17 protein-coding genes are annotated in these 16,410 nt (G+C 70.1%); 6 read left to right on the forward strand and 11 right to left on the reverse strand.

What is annotated here, in order from left to right:
* Window positions 1–60: 60 nt before the first annotated feature.
* The 6 genes from ACQEV1_RS20455 (at window position 61) to ACQEV1_RS20480 (ending at window position 5,488) form a co-directional block, all read left to right on the forward strand.
* Window positions 61–1,278: an acyl-CoA dehydrogenase family protein gene (locus ACQEV1_RS20455; protein ID WP_285616689.1), complete on the forward strand. Its 1,218-nt coding sequence runs from the start codon at window positions 61–63 to the stop codon at window positions 1,276–1,278.
* Between the two features lie 9 nt (window positions 1,279–1,287).
* Entirely contained in the window at window positions 1,288–1,932 is a 645-nt protein-coding gene (locus tag ACQEV1_RS20460) for a TetR/AcrR family transcriptional regulator (protein WP_433395231.1), read from the forward strand.
* A gap of 22 nt (window positions 1,933–1,954) precedes the next feature.
* Window positions 1,955–2,275, forward strand: a complete 321-nt coding sequence (locus ACQEV1_RS20465; RefSeq protein WP_433395233.1) for a cupin domain-containing protein — start codon at window positions 1,955–1,957, stop codon at window positions 2,273–2,275.
* Between the two features lie 270 nt (window positions 2,276–2,545).
* Window positions 2,546–3,634, forward strand: coding sequence for a hypothetical protein (locus ACQEV1_RS20470; protein ID WP_285616684.1), 1,089 nt, complete (start codon window positions 2,546–2,548; stop codon window positions 3,632–3,634).
* A gap of 37 nt (window positions 3,635–3,671) precedes the next feature.
* Window positions 3,672–4,097: a VOC family protein gene (locus tag ACQEV1_RS20475; RefSeq protein WP_285566281.1), complete on the forward strand. Its 426-nt coding sequence runs from the start codon at window positions 3,672–3,674 to the stop codon at window positions 4,095–4,097.
* A gap of 98 nt (window positions 4,098–4,195) precedes the next feature.
* A complete protein-coding gene (locus tag ACQEV1_RS20480; protein WP_433395236.1) occupies window positions 4,196–5,488 on the forward strand; it encodes a cytochrome P450 in 1,293 nt (430 codons plus the stop codon).
* Window positions 5,489–5,649: 161 nt separating this feature from the next.
* On the opposite strand, the gene ACQEV1_RS20485 is transcribed toward ACQEV1_RS20480, so the two are convergent.
* The 11 genes from ACQEV1_RS20485 to ACQEV1_RS20535 all read right to left on the reverse strand — a co-directional run bounded on the left by ACQEV1_RS20485 (window position 5,650) and on the right by ACQEV1_RS20535 (window position 16,135).
* The gene (locus ACQEV1_RS20485; RefSeq protein ID WP_433395238.1) at window positions 5,650–6,501 is read right to left on the reverse strand and encodes a carbohydrate ABC transporter permease; all 852 of its coding nucleotides are present in this window, start codon (window positions 6,499–6,501) and stop codon (window positions 5,650–5,652) included.
* Window positions 6,502–6,559: 58 nt separating this feature from the next.
* Window positions 6,560–7,438 (reverse strand): carbohydrate ABC transporter permease, encoded by an 879-nt coding sequence (locus ACQEV1_RS20490; protein WP_285616679.1) that lies wholly within the window; start codon window positions 7,436–7,438, stop codon window positions 6,560–6,562.
* 77 nt (window positions 7,439–7,515) lie between these two features.
* Window positions 7,516–8,844: an ABC transporter substrate-binding protein gene (locus ACQEV1_RS20495; protein WP_433395240.1), complete on the reverse strand. Its 1,329-nt coding sequence runs from the start codon at window positions 8,842–8,844 to the stop codon at window positions 7,516–7,518.
* A gap of 27 nt (window positions 8,845–8,871) precedes the next feature.
* Window positions 8,872–9,771 carry a dihydrodipicolinate synthase family protein gene (locus ACQEV1_RS20500; RefSeq protein ID WP_285616674.1) on the reverse strand — a complete coding sequence of 300 codons (900 nt, stop codon included), beginning with the start codon at window positions 9,769–9,771 and terminating at the stop codon, window positions 8,872–8,874.
* A gap of 107 nt (window positions 9,772–9,878) precedes the next feature.
* Window positions 9,879–10,616 carry an amidohydrolase family protein gene (locus tag ACQEV1_RS20505; protein ID WP_285616673.1) on the reverse strand — a complete coding sequence of 246 codons (738 nt, stop codon included), beginning with the start codon at window positions 10,614–10,616 and terminating at the stop codon, window positions 9,879–9,881.
* The gene (locus ACQEV1_RS20510; RefSeq protein WP_285616671.1) at window positions 10,606–11,493 is read right to left on the reverse strand and encodes an amidohydrolase family protein; all 888 of its coding nucleotides are present in this window, start codon (window positions 11,491–11,493) and stop codon (window positions 10,606–10,608) included. The genes ACQEV1_RS20505 and ACQEV1_RS20510 overlap by 11 nt, the downstream gene beginning before the upstream one ends.
* Window positions 11,490–12,602 (reverse strand): mandelate racemase/muconate lactonizing enzyme family protein, encoded by a 1,113-nt coding sequence (locus ACQEV1_RS20515; RefSeq protein WP_433395243.1) that lies wholly within the window; start codon window positions 12,600–12,602, stop codon window positions 11,490–11,492. The genes ACQEV1_RS20510 and ACQEV1_RS20515 overlap by 4 nt, the downstream gene beginning before the upstream one ends.
* Complete coding sequence (locus ACQEV1_RS20520; protein ID WP_285616667.1) at window positions 12,599–13,363, reverse strand: amidohydrolase family protein; 765 nt, start codon at window positions 13,361–13,363, stop codon at window positions 12,599–12,601. Before ACQEV1_RS20520 ends, ACQEV1_RS20515 begins: the two co-directional genes overlap by 4 nt.
* Window positions 13,360–14,121 carry a creatininase family protein gene (locus ACQEV1_RS20525; RefSeq protein ID WP_433395245.1) on the reverse strand — a complete coding sequence of 254 codons (762 nt, stop codon included), beginning with the start codon at window positions 14,119–14,121 and terminating at the stop codon, window positions 13,360–13,362. The genes ACQEV1_RS20520 and ACQEV1_RS20525 overlap by 4 nt, the downstream gene beginning before the upstream one ends.
* Window positions 14,118–15,116, reverse strand: a complete 999-nt coding sequence (locus tag ACQEV1_RS20530; RefSeq protein ID WP_285616665.1) for a Gfo/Idh/MocA family protein — start codon at window positions 15,114–15,116, stop codon at window positions 14,118–14,120. The genes ACQEV1_RS20525 and ACQEV1_RS20530 overlap by 4 nt, the downstream gene beginning before the upstream one ends.
* Window positions 15,117–15,238: 122 nt before the next feature.
* On the reverse strand, window positions 15,239–16,135 hold the full coding sequence (locus tag ACQEV1_RS20535) for an IclR family transcriptional regulator (protein WP_285616661.1): 897 nt from the start codon (window positions 16,133–16,135) through the stop codon (window positions 15,239–15,241).
* Between the last annotated feature and the right edge of the window lie 275 nt (window positions 16,136–16,410).

Genomic DNA, 16,410 nt, shown 5'->3' on the forward strand with positions numbered 1-16,410 from the left:
CTACGGTGACGCCATACCGACTGGTCGGTATGCACGGCATCCGCGGTGGAGAGGAACGGCATGGACTTCGGGTTCGACGCGACGACCGGCGACTACCGGGACCGGCTGCTGGAGTTCATGGACGCCCACGTCTACCCGGCCGAGCCGGTCTACGCCGCCCAGGCGGCCGAGCGGACCGACCCGTGGTCGACGCCGCCGGTCATCGAGGATCTCAAGGCCGAGGCGCGCAAGCGCGGCCTGTGGAACCTGTTCATGCCGCACGAGCCGTACGGCGCCGGGCTGACGAACCTGCAGTACGCGCCGCTCGCCGAGATCATGGGACGGTCGCCGAAGATCGCGCCGGTCGCCCTCAACTGCGCCGCGCCCGACACCGGCAACATGGAGATCCTCGCCATGTTCGGCACCCAGGAGCAGCGGCAGCGGTGGCTGGAGCCGCTGCTGGACGGGGCGATCCGCTCGGCGTTCTGCATGACCGAGCCGGCGGTGGCCTCCTCCGACGCCTCCAACATCGCGCTGCGCATCGAACGCGACGGCGACGAGTACGTGCTCAACGGGCGCAAGTGGTGGTCCTCGGGCGCGCTCAGCCCCGAGTGCGAGATCTTCATCGTGATGGGCGTCACCGACCCGGACGGGCCCGCGTACCGGCGGCAGAGCATGGTGCTGGTGCCCAAGGACACCCCCGGCGTCACGGTCGAGCGGGGACTGTCGGTCTTCGGCTACGACGACGGCACCCACGGCGGGCACGCCGAGGTCGGCTTCGAGAACGTGCGCGTGCCGGCGGACAACATCCTGCTCGGCGAGGGTGAGGGCTTCCGCATCGCCCAGGAGCGCCTCGGCCCCGGCCGCATCCACCACTGCATGCGCGCCATCGGCATGGCCGAGCGGGCGCTGGAGCTGATGTGCGAGCGGGTCACCTCCCGCGTCGCCTTCGGCGCCCCGATCGCCGACCACGGCGTCGTCCAGGACTGGATCGCCGAGTCGCGCATCCGCATCGAGCAGGCCCGGCTGCTGGTGTTCAAGACCGCGTGGCTGATGGACACCGTCGGCAACAAGGGCGCGCGCGTGGAGATCTCGGCGATCAAGGCGGCGGTGCCGGAGATGGCGAGCTGGGTCATCGACCGCGCCATCCAGGCCCACGGCGGCGGCGGCGTGTCCCAGGACTTCCCGCTGGCCGAGCTGTGGGCCGGCATGCGCACGCTGCACCTGGCGGACGGGCCCGACGAGGTGCACAAGCGCTCCATCGCCCGCCGCGAACTCGCCCCGTACCGGAACCGCTGAGCGGCCCGGATGGCGCAGGGGACGGCGGAGGTTCCCGGGCGGGCGCGGCCGCTGCCGGAGCGGCTGCTCGAGGCGGCCACGCGCCTGTTCGCCGGGAACGGCTACGAGAACACCTCCGTGCAGGAGATCGTCGCGGCGGCGGGCGTCACCAAGGGCGCGATGTACCACTACTTCGCGGCAAAGGACGATCTGCTGTATGAGATCTACCACCGCCTGCTCGCGCTGCAGACCGAACGCCTGGAGCAGATCGCCGGCGGTCCGGGCACCCCGGAGGAGCGGCTGCGCGACGCCGTCCTCGACGTGATCGAGACGAGCTGCGCCCACCTGGACGAGCTGACCGTCTTCTTCCGCTCCATGCACCTGCTGCCGGAGGACAAGCGCCGGGCCGTACGCGCGGAGCGGCGGCGCTACCACGAGCGGTTCCGCGCCCTGGTCGAGGAGGGCCGGCGGGACGGGACGTTCCGTACGGACGCGCCGGCCGACCTGGCGGTCAACTTCCTGTTCGGCGCGGTGCACCAGATCAGCACCTGGTGGCACCCGGACGGCGCGCTGGGCCCCCGCGACGTCGGCCGTCACTACGTCGCGCTGTTCCTCGACGGCCTGCGCCGCGCCGGGGACACGGGGGTCTGGCCGCCGTCGGGGGCGGCACTGTAAGACTGGCGTAATGCAGAGGAAGATGTCACTGGAGGCTCTGGCGCGCGAACTCGCGGCCCGGGCGGGCGCCGACACCACGGGACGCAGCTCGGAGACCGTCTTCGGCGGACACGAGCGGACGCTGCGGCAGACCGCCATCGCCTTCACCGCGGGCCGGTCGATGGCGGAGCACGAGAGCCCGGGCGACGCGACGCTGTACGTCCTGCAGGGCCGGGTCCGCCTCACCGCCGACGGGGACGCGTGGGACGCACGGACCGGAGACCTGCTGATCCTCCCCGACGTACGGCACGGCCTGGAGGCCCTGGAGGACTCCGTCATCCTGCTGACCGTCGCCAAGACCTGAACGCCTGAACCGTCCCGCCCGAGCCGGCTCAGTCATGCCCGGCGGACACGGAACGCCGGACGAACACCTGACGGAAGAGCCCTCCCGCAGGGAGCCCCCTCCCGCCCAGGGGGGCACCCCACTTCCATTGTCCAATTCCGAGGGCGTCGGGCGGTAGTCCGCCGATTCGGCTGTGGACAACCGCGGACGCGAGGAGGCGCACGTGACCGAGCGAAGCAAGGGAACCGGCAAGCACAGTACCGTGGTCACTTTTCCGACGGAGGAGGGCCCGTGACCGTACAGGTCTTCTGCTATCCCGAGGACGCCCTGCTCACCGGGCCGGCCGAGCTGTGCGCGCTGGCCGCCGGGCTCGGCGCCGACGCGATCGCGGTGGCGGTCCGTTACCACCCGGCGCGGCGCTGGTTCGCCCGCCATGGCCTCGTACGGCACTCACCGCCCGGGATCACCTACTTCCCTCCTGCCGAGGATCGGTACGGGCGGCTGCGGCCGCTCACGGTCGCGGGTGAGGAGGAGATCACGGCGCTGCGCGAGCTGCGGGAGGAGGCGCCGCGGCACGGTCTGGCCTTCCACGCCTGGACGGTCGTGCTGCACGACGACCCGGTGGTGGCCGCGCACCCCGAGCTCGCCGCGCGCACGCTCGACGGCACGCCCACGATCCACGCGTTGTGCCCGAGCCACCCGGACGTGGTCGAGTACGCCTCCGCGCTGGTCGCCGACGTTTGCGCCCGGTTCTCCCCGGACGTGGTCGAGCTGGAGTCCGCCCTGTACGCCGCGTGGGACCCGTCGTACGTCATCTCGCTGGAGCTGGCGCCCCTGACCGGGATGGCGCGGGCGATGGCGGGGCAGTGCTTCTGCGGCGCCTGCGTACGGCTGATGGAGGAGCTCGGCCACGACCCGGCGGAGCTTCGGGATCTCGCGCTCGCCGGCGAGGGCGCCCCGACGTTGCGGACGGTGCGCGCCCACGGCGTGCGGCGCGTCATGGAGGCGACGGCGGCCGCCGCGCACGAGCATGACGCGGCCGTCCGTCCGCTGATCTTCGACGACCCGGACATGGCGGCGCTCCAGGGGTCGGGCCCCGACGCGTTCGCGCCGGCCGACCGTGTCGGCCTCGGCTGCGGCACGCTGACCGGCGACGCGCTCGCCGCCCGGTACGGCGGGCTGGCGGCCCTGGCCGGCGACCGGCCGCTGCTGGCGTCGCTGAACTGGAGCCCGGACCGCACCGGAGGCCGCCTGGCGGACGACGTCCGAGCGCTGCGGGGAGTGGGGGCGGCCGACATCGCGCTGTACAACCTGTCGCTGGTCCCGGAGAGCGCCCTGCCGGACCTCGCCGCCGCCGCGCGAGCCGCCAAAGGGGGATGAAAGACTCGGACGCGACACCCACGGTTGAGGAGGAGTCGTGACCGTAGTACGTCCTGGGTTCCATCTGGCCATACCGGTGGACGACATCGGCCGCGCCCGTGCCTTCTACGGCGGCGTGCTCGGCCTGCCCGAGGGGCGCTCGTCGGACGCGTGGGTGGACTGGAACTTCTACGGTCACCAGGTGGTCACCCACCGGGTGCCGGTCACGGCCGACGCGGAGGGGAGCAACCCGGTCGACGGGCATGACGTGCCGGTGCCGCACTTCGGCCTCATCCTGCCGCCGGAGGACTTCCACGCGCTGGCGGGGCGGCTGCGCGACGCGGGCGTGGAGTTCGTCATCGAGCCGTACGTCCGGTTCGCCGGCGAGCCGGGGGAGCAGTGGACGATGTTCCTGCGCGATCCGGCGGGCAACGCGCTGGAGTTCAAGGCGTTCGCCGACGAGTCACAGCTGTTCGCCAAGTAGCCGCCGCATCCACCTGCCCGCCGGGGGCGACCCGCGGCCTTTTCCCCATGGGCCGGATGTGCTTCACTGTAATTGGTCGCTTACTTGGGTGGTGTCGCATGACGACCGAGTCGCCCCCGGGACTCGAAGATCTCGACCTGTCCGGCCTGGACTTCTGGGCGCGCCCGCTCGACGAGCGGATGGCCGCCTTCGCGGCGTTGCGCGCGCGGGAGCATCCGGCGTTCTTCCCCGAGATGTCCGTGCCGCTCGTGCCCGCCGGCAAGGGCTACTGGGCGCTCGTACGGCACGCCGACGTGAGCGAGGCGAGCCGCCGCCAGGACGTCTTCAGCAGCGAGCCGAGCGCCACCACGATCCCGGACCTCCCGGCGTACATGGGGCGCTACTTCGGTTCGCTCATCAACATGGACGATCCGCGGCACGCCAAGATCCGCCGTATCGTCTCCCGCGCCTTCACCCCGAGGATGCTCGCCAAGACCGAGGACGACGTACGCCGGCGTGCCGCGCGCATCGTCGACGAGCTGATCGACTCCGGGCCCGGAGACTTCGTGGCCAAGGTCGCCGTTCGCCTGCCGGTCGAGGTGATCTGCGACATGCTCGGCATCCCCGAGCGTGACTACGCCCGGGTCATCGCCCGGACCAACGTCATCCTCGGCAACTCCGACGCCGAGTACACCGGGGTCGACCCGGACCGGATCGACCGGTTCACGATGGCCCGCGCCCTGTTCCGCATCGTGCGCGCCGCCCGCGACCTCCACCGCTTGGCGGCCCGCCTCGGCCGCGAGCGCATCAAGAACCCGACCGACGACCTGACCTCGGCACTCGTCAACGCCAACGTCGACGGCGAGCGGCTGACCACGCGTGAGCTCGGCTCGTTCTTCCTGCTCCTCGTCGTGGCCGGCAACGAGACGACGCGTACGGCCCTGAGCCACGCGCTGAAGCTGTTCACCGACTTCCCCGAGCAGCGGAGGCTGCTCCTGGAGGACTTCCACGGGCGGATCGGCGGCGCGGTGGAGGAGGTCGTCCGCTATGCCACGCCGGTCATCTTCATGCGCCGCAACGTGACCCGCGACCACGAGATGAACGGGCACACGTACCACGCGGGCGACAAGGTGCTGCTCTTCTACAACGCGGCCAACCGCGACGAGGCGGTCTTCCCGGACCCGGACACGTTCGACATCACCCGTACGCCCAACCCCCACGTCGGGTTCGGCGGTCCGGGCCCGCACTTCTGCCTCGGCGCGAACCTGGCCCGCCGGGAGATCACCATCATGCTGGAGGAGCTGTTCACCCGCCTCCCGGACATCCACGCCGCCGGTGAGCCCGACCGTCTGCTGTCGGGCTTCATCAACGGCTACAAACGGCTGCCCTGCGCGTTCACCTCTCCGGCCTAGCACCAAACGGTGACGAGGTTGAATTTGTTCGCCGACTCCGAACCGAGGTTCGTCGAGGTCCAGGTGTTGACGGTGCCGGTGTTCCGAAGACCGGCGCTGTCCTTGTAGCAGAACGTAATGCCGTCATGCTGCTCAGCGTCCAGGCGGACGGACGGATCCGGTCATCCCTTGATCGCCCCCGCCGTCAGCCCTCTGGTGATGTGCCGCTGCATGAACGCGAAGACCAGCAGGACGGGCACCGAGGTGATCATGATGCCGGAGAACAGCGCGACCCAGTTCGTCCCGTAGTCCGCGGCCTGGCCGAGCTGGAACAGCCCCAACGGCAGTGTCATCTTCCCCGGCGTGTGGATGAGCACCAGCCCGTAGAAGAACTCGTTCCAGTTGTTCAAGAAGCTGAGGATGGTCACCGACGCGAGGCCGGGCCCCAGCAGCGGAAGGATGATCTTCAGGAAGGTCCGGGTCGGCCCGGCGCCGTCGACCGCTGCCGACTCCTCCAGTTCGCGGGGGAGTGTCTTCATGAACCCGACGAGGACGAAGATGTTCAGGGGAAGGTTGTAGGTGGCGTACACGAGGATCAGCCCGAGCCGGGAGTCCAGCAGCCCCACATCGTCCACGGTCATGTACAGCGGGATGAAGGTGACCATCCACGGCACCATCAGGCCGAGCAGGAACACCATCAGGACCAGGTTGTTGACCTTGAACTCCACCCGGGCGATGGGGTACGCCGCGAAGGCCGCCACCGCCACCCCCAGGACCGTGGCGCACACGCTGACCAGAACGCTGTTGAGGAAGAAGTCTCCGATACTCGCGTTCGTCCACGCGGTCACGTAGTTGCTCCATCGCCACCCGTCGGCCAGCGACCACGGCGCGGTCGTGAGGAACTCCCGGTTGGTCTTCAGTGAGGCGTTGAACACCCACAGGAAAGCGCTCAGCGACGAGAACGCGAAGCAGACCAGGAACAGGTACAGGGCCAGGTGATACGTCCGGAAGGGTGCGCGGCCCGTCGCGCGCACGCTCCGTCGGCGCCGGGTGGCCGCGCCCCTCGCGGCGGCCACGGGCGGGTTTCGCGTCTCAGTACTGGATGACATCGCGCTTGAGCACCTTATTGACGATCACTGTGAGAGCCAGCATGACGAAGAGCAGGGTGACGCCCATCGCGGCGGCGTACCCGAAATCGGCCTGGTCGAAGGCGGTGCGGTACATCAGGGTCGACACCACGTCGGTGGAGCCGAACGGACCGCCCCGGGTCATGATCTGGACGAACGCGAAGGACTGCATGCTCTGCACCACCCACAGGACGAGCAGGATGCGCATCAGATCGCGCAGCATCGGCAGCATGATCCGCCGGAACAGCGCCCATTCGCCGGCGCCGTCGACCCGCCCGGCCTCGAGCACCTCGACCGGCAGCCGCTCGAAACCGGCGGAGAGCAGCACCACCCAGATCCCGATCCCCTGCCAGACCACGGTGAAGGCGATCGCGGGCAGCGCCGTGGTCGGGTCCCCCAGCCAGGTACGCGCCAGCGCGCCGAGCCCCGCCGAGCGCAGGGCCGGGTCGATGAGGCCGATCGTCGGGTGGTAGATGAACTTCCACATCAACGCCACGACCGCGGTCGAGAGCACTGCGGGGGCGAACACCACGAACCGGAAGAAGCTCTCCCCGTACAGCTTCTGGTGCAGTGCCCAGGCGACCGCCACGGCCGGTGGGAACAGCATGCAGGCGCCGATGAACGTCAGCAGGAAGGTGTTCTTCAGCGCTCGCGTGTACGAGGGGTCGTCGACCAGCTTGCGGTACTGCTCTCCTCCGGTGAAGGACGTACGCCCGGTGCGGGAGAAGTGTTCGAACGAGATGATGCCGGCCCGCACCAGCGGATAAAGGAAGAACAAGCCCGTCAGGATCAGCGCGGGCAGCAGGAAGGGAATCACGATCCTTCGCTGCGATCTACGGAACATCGTCACCTCCTGCTTTCGTCGAAGGGCGTGCGGGTGGGGCGGCGAGGCCGGCCCCACCCGCGTTGGCGGGCCGGTTCTCAGTTGCCGCAGACACGCGACAGGTTGCTCTTCAGGTGGTTCAGGGTCTGCTGGGCGTCCGACTTGCCGAAGAACAGCTTGGCGATCTCCGGGTAGACCGCGTCCTTGGTCTTCGAGTCGGGGATGCCGTAGTAGCGCGGCACCATCGTGGACGCCGACTTCATCACCTTGTCCATCCCGGGCATTTCCGGGGGCGCGCCCACGTCGTTCACGGCCGACACCTCGCCGATCTCCTTGGCGCGCGCGGTCTGCGTCTGCTTGCTGGTGAGCCGTTTCAGCCACTCGATGGCGAGCGGGATGACGTCGCTCTTGGCGTTGAGCGAGACCAGCTGCTCGCCGCCCATGAGCGCGGTCTGGTCCCCGTGACCACCCGGCAGCGAGGGGAAACCGATGGCGCCGAGCTGGAAGTCCGGCGGTATGGACTTCTTCATCTCGCTGACGAGCCAGCTTCCCATCAAGATCATTCCGGCCTTCCCCTGGAAGAAGGACGCCTGGGCCGCGGTGAAGTCGGTGCCCTGGAAGCCCTTGAGGAAGGCGCCTTTGTCCCGTAGCTGCTGGAGCTTGGTCAGGCCGTCGGCGAAGCCGGGATCGTCGAGTTTGCCGGTGCAGTCGCTGAGCGCGGCGCGTGTCTTGGCATAGCCGACGCTGCGGAGGAAGAGATAGTCGCTCCACATGCCCATGTACGGCTCGAAGAGACCCGTGACCGCGATCGGGTCCACTCCCGCGGCCTTGAGCTGGTCCACGGCGGTCAAGAGCTCGTCCCATGTGGCGGGCGGCTTGATGTCGTGGTCCTTGAATATCTTCGCGTTGTAGAACAGGACGGTCAGCGAAGCCTCGGTCGGTACGGCGTAGTACTTGCCGTCCTTGTTCTTCATGAACGGCTGGGCGGTGGAGCTGAAGGAGTCCAGCCAGGGCTTTCCGGTCTGCGGATTCTGCTGCTTGAGGTAGGGGGTGAGGTCGACCAGGAAATCGTCATTCGCCCAGTCCTGCAGGTTGGGGTTCGTGCCGTCGAACATTCCGTAGTCGAGGTCCGGGCCCTTCCCGGACCGCCAGCGCTGTTCGAGGCCCGGACGCGCCTCGGTGTTGGCGAAGGTCAGCGTCATCTTGGTCCCTGGATAGTCCTTCTCCAGGCCATTCGCGAGATCGCGGAGGAAGTTGTAGGACGGCGTTCCCTTAGCCGGTATGACACCGGCCTCGATGGGCCCGCCCTTGACCGGCTGGGTAACCGAGGCGGCATGTGATGATCCCCCCTTGCCGCCGCTACACGCGGCGGTGGCCAGGAATGCCGCCGAGAGGGCTGCCATGATGGCGCGAGCTCTGGCGCTCATTTCGAACACCTCTCTTCATTGTTCAGACTAGATTTGAATAGCGGGGAGCTCCTCGGTGAACTCGGCGAAGAACTGGTCCACCATGCGCACCTCTTCTTCGTCCAGGACACGGCCGGGAGCGCGGCACATCGGTGATGTGAAAAGCCCCCTTCGGACGGATATCAACTTCTCTGCCGCGATGATGAGCTCGGTGTCGAGCATCCAGTACGCGATGTACGGCAGCAGCCGGCGGTGCAGCTCGTACCCTCCCTTTTCGTCTCCCGCCGCGAGACGTCTCCAGATCTCGACGTAGATCTCGGTGAATGAGCAGCCGGGCTGGGTACCGACCGCGCCGCGGCGGAACGCGTCCGGCAGTTGCACGCCGGCGTATCCCTCGACACAGGAGATCGACGGATCGCCGTTGGACAGTTCGGCGATCAGGCGGCCGGGGGGACTCGACTCGACCTTCACGAGCTTCAGATTCGGATGCGCGGCGGCGATCTCCAGGATGCTGTCGGCGGAGATGTGGCTGGCGGTCTCGGTCGGCGCGTACTGCAGGACGACCGGTGTGGGCGCGATGGCGTCCAGGACGGTCCGGATGTGTTCGCCGACCGCCTGGCCCGACGGCTGGAGCTGATAGGGCGGGAGCAGGTTGATGAGGTCGGCGCCGGCCGCCACGACCTCGTGCGCACGCCGCACCGCCAGGTGAGTCGCGTGGTCCTGCACCGCGACGATGGCCGACACGTCCGGCCGGGCGGAGGTCTCGGCCAGCAGCAGGGCGGTGAGCTCGGACCGCTCGGTTTCGGACAGCTTGAGGAACTCGGAGGCGAACCCGGGGAACATCACGCTGGTCACGCCGGTGTTCAGCACATGACGGACGACCCGCTGGAACCCGTTGAAGTCGACCTCGCCGGTGGCGGTGAAAGGCACCTCCAGGACGGGTGACACGCCTCGTACGTTCACCGCGGCATCCGCCGCCGAGGTTGTCGCAGCCGCCGTTGACACGATCCGCTTCCTCCTGTGGCTTTCGGTGGTGATCGGTGGCCTCTGGGCCGTCATCGGCCGAGCAGCCGGGAGATGGTCCCGCCGAAGACCGCGTGCCGGTCCTCCTCGGACAGCGGCAACTGCGACGTCCGGGAGAGCTCGGCCGCCGGAATGGTGTAGGGGGCGTCGGTGGCGAACACGATCCGTCCGGGGCCGATCTCCTCGTCCTGCGTCAGCTCGGTGAGGAGGGTGTCCCACGGCGCGTAGCTGGTGTCGGCGTACAGGTTGGGGGCATGACGGAGCGCCGGCGCGGCGTCGATCCAGAAGTCGGTCGCGCCGCTGCGACCCATGACGAATGCCAGCTCCGGATGGCGGCGGGCGAGTGTGGCGAGGGGCAGCGGCAGCGCGTTCGGCGGGGTCCCGGTCCGTACGTAGACCGGCCAGCCCGCCGAGGCGGCGAAGTCCAGGAGAGGTTCGACCATGCCGTCGAGCAGGTCGAAGCCTTGCAGCACCGGGTCGATCGCCAGTGCCCCCGCGCCGGCGTCGCGGGCGCGACGGAGCTCGTCGACGGCGGCCTCGCCGCCGAGCCACGGCGTGGCCACCGCGTAGGCGATCAGCCGTCCGCCGGCCGATGCCGCGGCGCCCGTCGTCGCCTCGTTGCCCGCCCTGACGTGATAGGCGATCTGGGCCTCGGCCGGTGCGACCAGGGCGCGTTCGATGCCGAGTGCGTCCATGCCCGTCAGCAGCTCTTCGACGCTCAGCTCGACGTCGCGGCCGACCCCGATCCGTACGTGCGCGTCAACGACCATTGGGGGCTCCCGGAGAGAGGCCGAGCGCGCCGAGCGCGTCGGCGTGCACGATGCCTTCGATCACTTCGCTCGATATGCGCGGCATGCCGGTGCCCTCGACGACGTCGTTGACCCGGCGGAGTCCCGCGATGGCCTCACCGGTGTTGGCGATGGGGAAGTCCGATCCGAGGAGGAGCTTGCCCGCCGCCCCCCACTCCGTGGCGTACAGCAGCGACTCGTAACAGACCCATGGACGCAGGTAGATGGAGGAGACATCCGCGTAGACGTGGGGATGCTTGCGGATCGTCACGACCGTTTCGCGCGCCCAGGGGTGCCCCATGTGCGCCAGGACGATGCGCAGCTCCGGATGCCGTATGGCGATCTCGTCCATGACCAGGGGGTAGGTGTAGCGCAGCGGTGCCTTCCGGATGGGTGACGCGCCGCAGTGGAAGAGAATCGGCAGGCCGTGGCGCTCGCAGTACCGGTAGAACTCCTGGGCCGGCTCTCCCAGCGGGTCGAACTCCTGGTAGTTCGGGCCGAGCTTGACGCCGACCAGCCCGAGGTCACGGCATCTGTCGGCCTCGTCGAGCGCGCCCGGACGCGTCGGGTTGACGGACATGAACCCGATCCGCCGGGCCGGGTCGGCGGCGACGAAAGCGGCCGTGTTGTCGTTGGTCAGCGCCGGGTCGTAGGGGAGCCCGGTCGCCGCCTCGGGGTCATCGACCGCGATGTTGAACACCACACAGATGTCGGCGTCCGCCATCGACGAGTCGAAGTCCGCCCAGGAGTTGGTCGTCGCCACGGGACGGTCGTTCCGCCATTCGTGGTAGACGCGCCGCTCTCCTTCCGGCACCGCGTCCCGATGCGTGGGCGTGTGCGCGTGAACGTCGACGATCATCTGAAGCCTTCCGTGATCTCCGGACGGGGCTGGACGCCCAAGCCGGGCGCGTCGCCGAGCCGGACCGTCCGGCCATCGGAGTCCAGCGGCTCGGCGAGGATGTCCTCGGTGTAGTAGAAGGCGCCGATGATGTCCGACGGGATCGCGGAGAGGGCCGGCAGTGCACAGGCCACGTGCAGCTGCGCCGCCGCCCCGATGCCAAGCTCCCCGTTGGAGCCGATGAGAGTGTCGACGCCGAAGGCGCCGGCCAGCCGGCCCATCTGCACGGCGCGGCCGGGGCCACCGCTCTTGCCCACATAGACGCTGACGACGTCGGCGGCGTCGGCGCGTACCACGCTCACCAGGTCGTCGGTGCCGAACACCGACTCATCGGCCACGACCGGCACCCCGGCGCCGCGCAGATCGCCGAGCCCGCGAAGGTCGCCGGGCGCCACCGGCTGTTCCAGGAAGGCGATGCCGGACCGGGACATCGCCACCGCCGCGGCGGCGGCCTGGGTCCGTGTCCACCCCCCGTTCGCGTCGACGCCCAGGAGGGTGTCCTCGCCGACCAGCGCGCGGGCGGCGGCCACCCGGTCGATGTCCCCGGCCACGCCGAGCCCCACCTTGACCTTGAAGGCGGAGAAACCCGCCGCCCGCGCCGCACGGTAGGCGCGCTCCAGACCGGCGCCGTCGCCGGACAGGGAAAGCTTGATCGGCACGCTGGTGCGGTACGGCCCGCCGAGGGCCACCGCCAGCGGTACGTCCAGCGCGCGGGCGTAGGCGTCCCAGAGCGCGATCGACACGCCGGCCTTGGTGAAGGGGTTGCCGGCCAGCACGCGGTCCATCGATGACTCCAGCCGGCCGACGGGCGTCAGCGGCTGTCCGATCAGCGCCCCAGCGAGCACGGTACGGATGAAGTGCTCCGCGCTGGCTCCGTCCTCGCCACTCCACAGCGGAGTGGCGCTGACCTCGCCGTAGCCGACGACGCCGGTGTCGGTGACGACCCGTACGAGCAGGAAGTCCGACCGGTCGTGCGCCCCCTTCGCGCCGTGTACGACCAGTTCGGGATGGGCGGCCAGACTGACCGCCACGGTCTGGACGGCGTCGATGCGCGCCGTGGTGACGCTCATGACGTCATCCCCAGCAGCCGGCGCGGATTGTCGACCAGAACGGCCTGCCGCCGGGTCTCGGGAATGCCCCAGAGCTCGACCTCGCGGGCCCGGGCCACGGCGTAGTCCTGGGACGCCCGGTCCGAGAGGCCGGCGTCGCTACCGAACAGCACCTTGTGCGCGGGGGCCTGAGTGACGATTCTGCGCGCCGCGTAGGGAGGAGTGCCGCACAGGCACAGGTAGAGGTTCTCGGTCTCGCACGTCATGGCCAGGGCCTCCCGCCACAGGTCGTGCAGCCCGCCGTGACCGAGAACCACGGGCAGACGCGGATGCCGCCGGGCCAGCGCCGCGATCTGGGCGGGGGTCGAGTACGGCGGGGTGCCGTCGTGCGACAGCAGGATCCCGCCATGCGCGGCGAGGATCTCGCAGACGGGGTCCAGCATCGCCTCGTGCGGGCTGAAGCCCTGCAACCATGGGTGGATCTTCATGCCCCGCAGGCCGAGCTCGCCCAGCATCCGTTCGGTCTCCGCGACGGCTTCGGAGGGTCGCCGGATGTTCACCGTGCCCATCCCGAAGAGCCGGTCCGGATACGCGGCGACGAAGCCGGCGAGGTCGTCGTTCGCCTGGGGCGTGAAGTCGAACAGGCCGTCGTGGCTCAGCACCACGGCCGCCTCGATGCCGGCGCCGTCCATGAACTGGACGAACTGCTCGGCGGTGAACGGCGCGCCGCCCAGCCAGCTCGTGGTGCGCCACAAGGGCGTGTGCGTGTGGAAATCGATCACAGTGTCCTCGCCAGTAGCACGAGCCGTTCGGCCAGAGCCGTGATGACCGCGTCCAGACGGGCGTGGCCGTCCGCGGCGGTGGCGCGGTGTGGCAGATCGGTGTAGCCGTCGATGGACGACCATGCCGTCGCATCGTGCAGCTCCAGGCCTGGTGGCGCCGGCGGCGCCGGCGGGCTGTCACGCTGTGGCGCCGGCCTTACCAGGTCCGGGCGTACCGCCATGACCAGCGCGGTCTCGAAGGCACCCGCGTGACCGGGGACCGGCGGCCCGATGTCGGAGACCTGCGCCGTCGCGGCGTCGCGTGGCTCGACCAGCCGCCAGTAGTCCACGTGCGCCACCGCGATCGGGTGGTGGGCGGCGGCCGTGGACGCCGCGGCGTGGCAGACACCGGTGTTGCCGCCGTGCCCGTTGACGATCACCAACCGGCGTACGCCGCCGGCGACGGCCGAGCGGATCACCTCGGCCAGCACGGCCGTGAGCGTCTGCGTCGACACCGACAGCGTGCCGCCGAACGGCAGGTGGTGGTCGGAGCAGCCGTACGGGAGCGGCGGGGCCAGCACGATCGGACGCGGACTCGTCTCGGCGGCCTGGTCGGCGGCGCGCTCGGCCACGGTGGCCGCGAGCAGCGCGTCGGTGCCGGTGGGCAGGTGCGGCCCATGCTGCTCGGTCGACCCGATCGGCAGGACCACGAGAGCCTCGCCGGCCAGCGCCGCCAGCCTCTCCCGGTCCGTCTCCGCCCAGCGTGTCGCGGCGTTCACGCGGCCACCCCCTCGGCGCACGCGGCGACCCGCTCACTCGTCGCCAACGCGGACAGGCCGTCCTCCAGGCTCGGCTCCGCCGCGGGCGTCTCGCCGCGGGCCAGCGCGGCGAACCGGCTCAGTTGCCGGTCGAAGGAACGCTCCATCCGCTCGCCGGGGAACCGGACCGTCCGCCGTTCGGTGGCCGTGGCCAGCTCCAGCGTGAAGGTGCGCCCGTCGAGCGTGGCGAGGCCGCGCGGCCCGAGCACGGTGATCTCGCACCGTGGTAGCGCCTCGACGAGCCAGCCGAACTCGACCAGCGCGGTCGCACCGCCCGGGTAGCGCAACCGGGCTCCGGCCAGGTTGGCCCGTGGCCAGTCCGGATCCGTCCGCACCTGCCAGCCCCCTTCCACCTTCTCCGCCGGGCCGCCGAACAGGTGGGCGAGCCAGTCGAAGACATGTGAGCCCTCGTGCGTCACCGGGCTGCCGTGTTCGAGCGTGGCGCGGATGCGGTCGAGGTGCTCCTGGTCGGCCCGGTCCAGCGGTTCGTCGTAGATGTGTGCGCGCGCCATGAGGGGCTCGCCGAGCACGCCGGAGACGATCCACTCTCTGAGGCGTGCGATGGCCGGGTCGTGACGGTAGGTGAGGCCGGCCTGCAGCCGGCCACGTTGAGGGCCGGTGAGCTCTCGGTACACCGCGGCGTCCGCGGACGACGTGGCGAGCGGCTTCTCCGCGAGTACGTACAGGTCGGCTCGCAGGGCCCGTACGGCCAGCCGGGGCGTGACCCACGGCGGGGTGGCGAGCACGATCCCTCGTACGCCGGCTTCGGCGAGTACGGGCCAGGGGTCGTCGACCACTCTGGCCTTTCCGGCGAGCAGTTCTTTAGCCTGCTCTCTCCGCCTCGCGTCGAGGTCGGCGGCGACGACGATCTCGGCCTCAGTCGAGCGGAGCACGGCCGGTAGGTGGGCGCCCAGGCCGATGTCACCGAGGCCGATCAGAGCGAGGCGGACGGACATCTGCCACCTTCTTCGAAATACTAAAAACTAATCCGGCAATCGGAAGATAGCAGCACCCCCTCCGGGTGGACAAGAGTCAGATATCGGCCCGTTCCGGGCCGGATTCACGCAGCCTGGGCTGGTCAGTCGGCCTGGCCGGAGCGGTGGCCGAGCCGCATGGAGACCTGGCCGGCCACCTCAAGAACTCCGTCGACGACCTGGCGCAGACGATCCCCGTGCAGGTCCCGGGCGAAGCCGGTCACTCCGACGGCGCCCGCCACCCGGCCCTCGTTGTCGAAGAACGGCGCGGCCACACAGCCGATGTCGGCCTGTTCTTCTTCGTCCTCGACGGCGTAGCCGTCCTGGCGCACCTTCTCCAGGTCGCGTAGGAAGGCCGCCGGGTCCGGCGCGTGGGCGTTCGGCCCGCTGCCGGTCGTCAACTGGGACAGCAGCGGGGCCAGCTCGTCCTCGGGCAGGTAGGCGGCGATGGCCCTTCCCAGGGCGGTGAGGTCGAAGGGCGAGACCTTGCCCAGATAGGTGTTGAACTGGATGAAGGCGTCGCCGGCCTCCTTGGCCACGTACACCACGGACGACCCGGTCAGCATGCCGATGTGCACCGGCATCGTCAGCCGGTCCGCCAGTGCGCGCATCTCGTCACGGGCCACCGTCGACACGTCCGCCTTGCGTACGAGCTGGGCGCCCAGCCCGTACAGGCGGAAGGTCGCCCGCCAGAAGTGGCTGCGGCCCACGACGCGGCGGGCGGCGTACCCCCGCTCCTCCAGGGTGTTCACGATCGCCGCGCAGGTGGCGAGCGGGATGCCCGTGCGCCGCGCGAGGGTGGTCAGCGTCATCCCGTCGTTCTCGGCCACGAGCGTCTCCAGCACCGTCAGGGCACGCCCGACCGCGGGGGAGGAGGCGCGGGTCGGCGACGGGCGGTCCGGCCGGGGTCGCTCGCGTGCCGGCGGCTCCTCAGGCGGCATCTGCGGATACGCCGATCGCGATCCGTCATCGCTGACGCTCTCCTGCCGGCTGCGGCTCATCCCGTCCGTCCTTGGGTGTGCTCGGGGAACGGACTGGTGCTCCAGTCCGTCATTCGTGACCCGGCCGCCGGGCGACGAACTCGATACGGCCACAACGGGGCCGCGGGGGCTGTGAGAGTTCTGCACGATGATCCGGCAGCCAGCCACAGCGTAGACCCGCCGGCCGGCAGGGGCCTCCATGCCACGGGCGGAGGGCCGGGGACGCCAGGACGGCGACCCGCCCGGCCCGGTGCCTTCTCGACGACCGGCTCCGCGGTCGAAGTTCGCGAGGTCGA

The organism is Actinoallomurus sp. CA-142502 (genome assembly GCF_050936355.1).
Classification (GTDB): domain Bacteria; phylum Actinomycetota; class Actinomycetes; order Streptosporangiales; family Streptosporangiaceae; genus Actinoallomurus; species Actinoallomurus iriomotensis.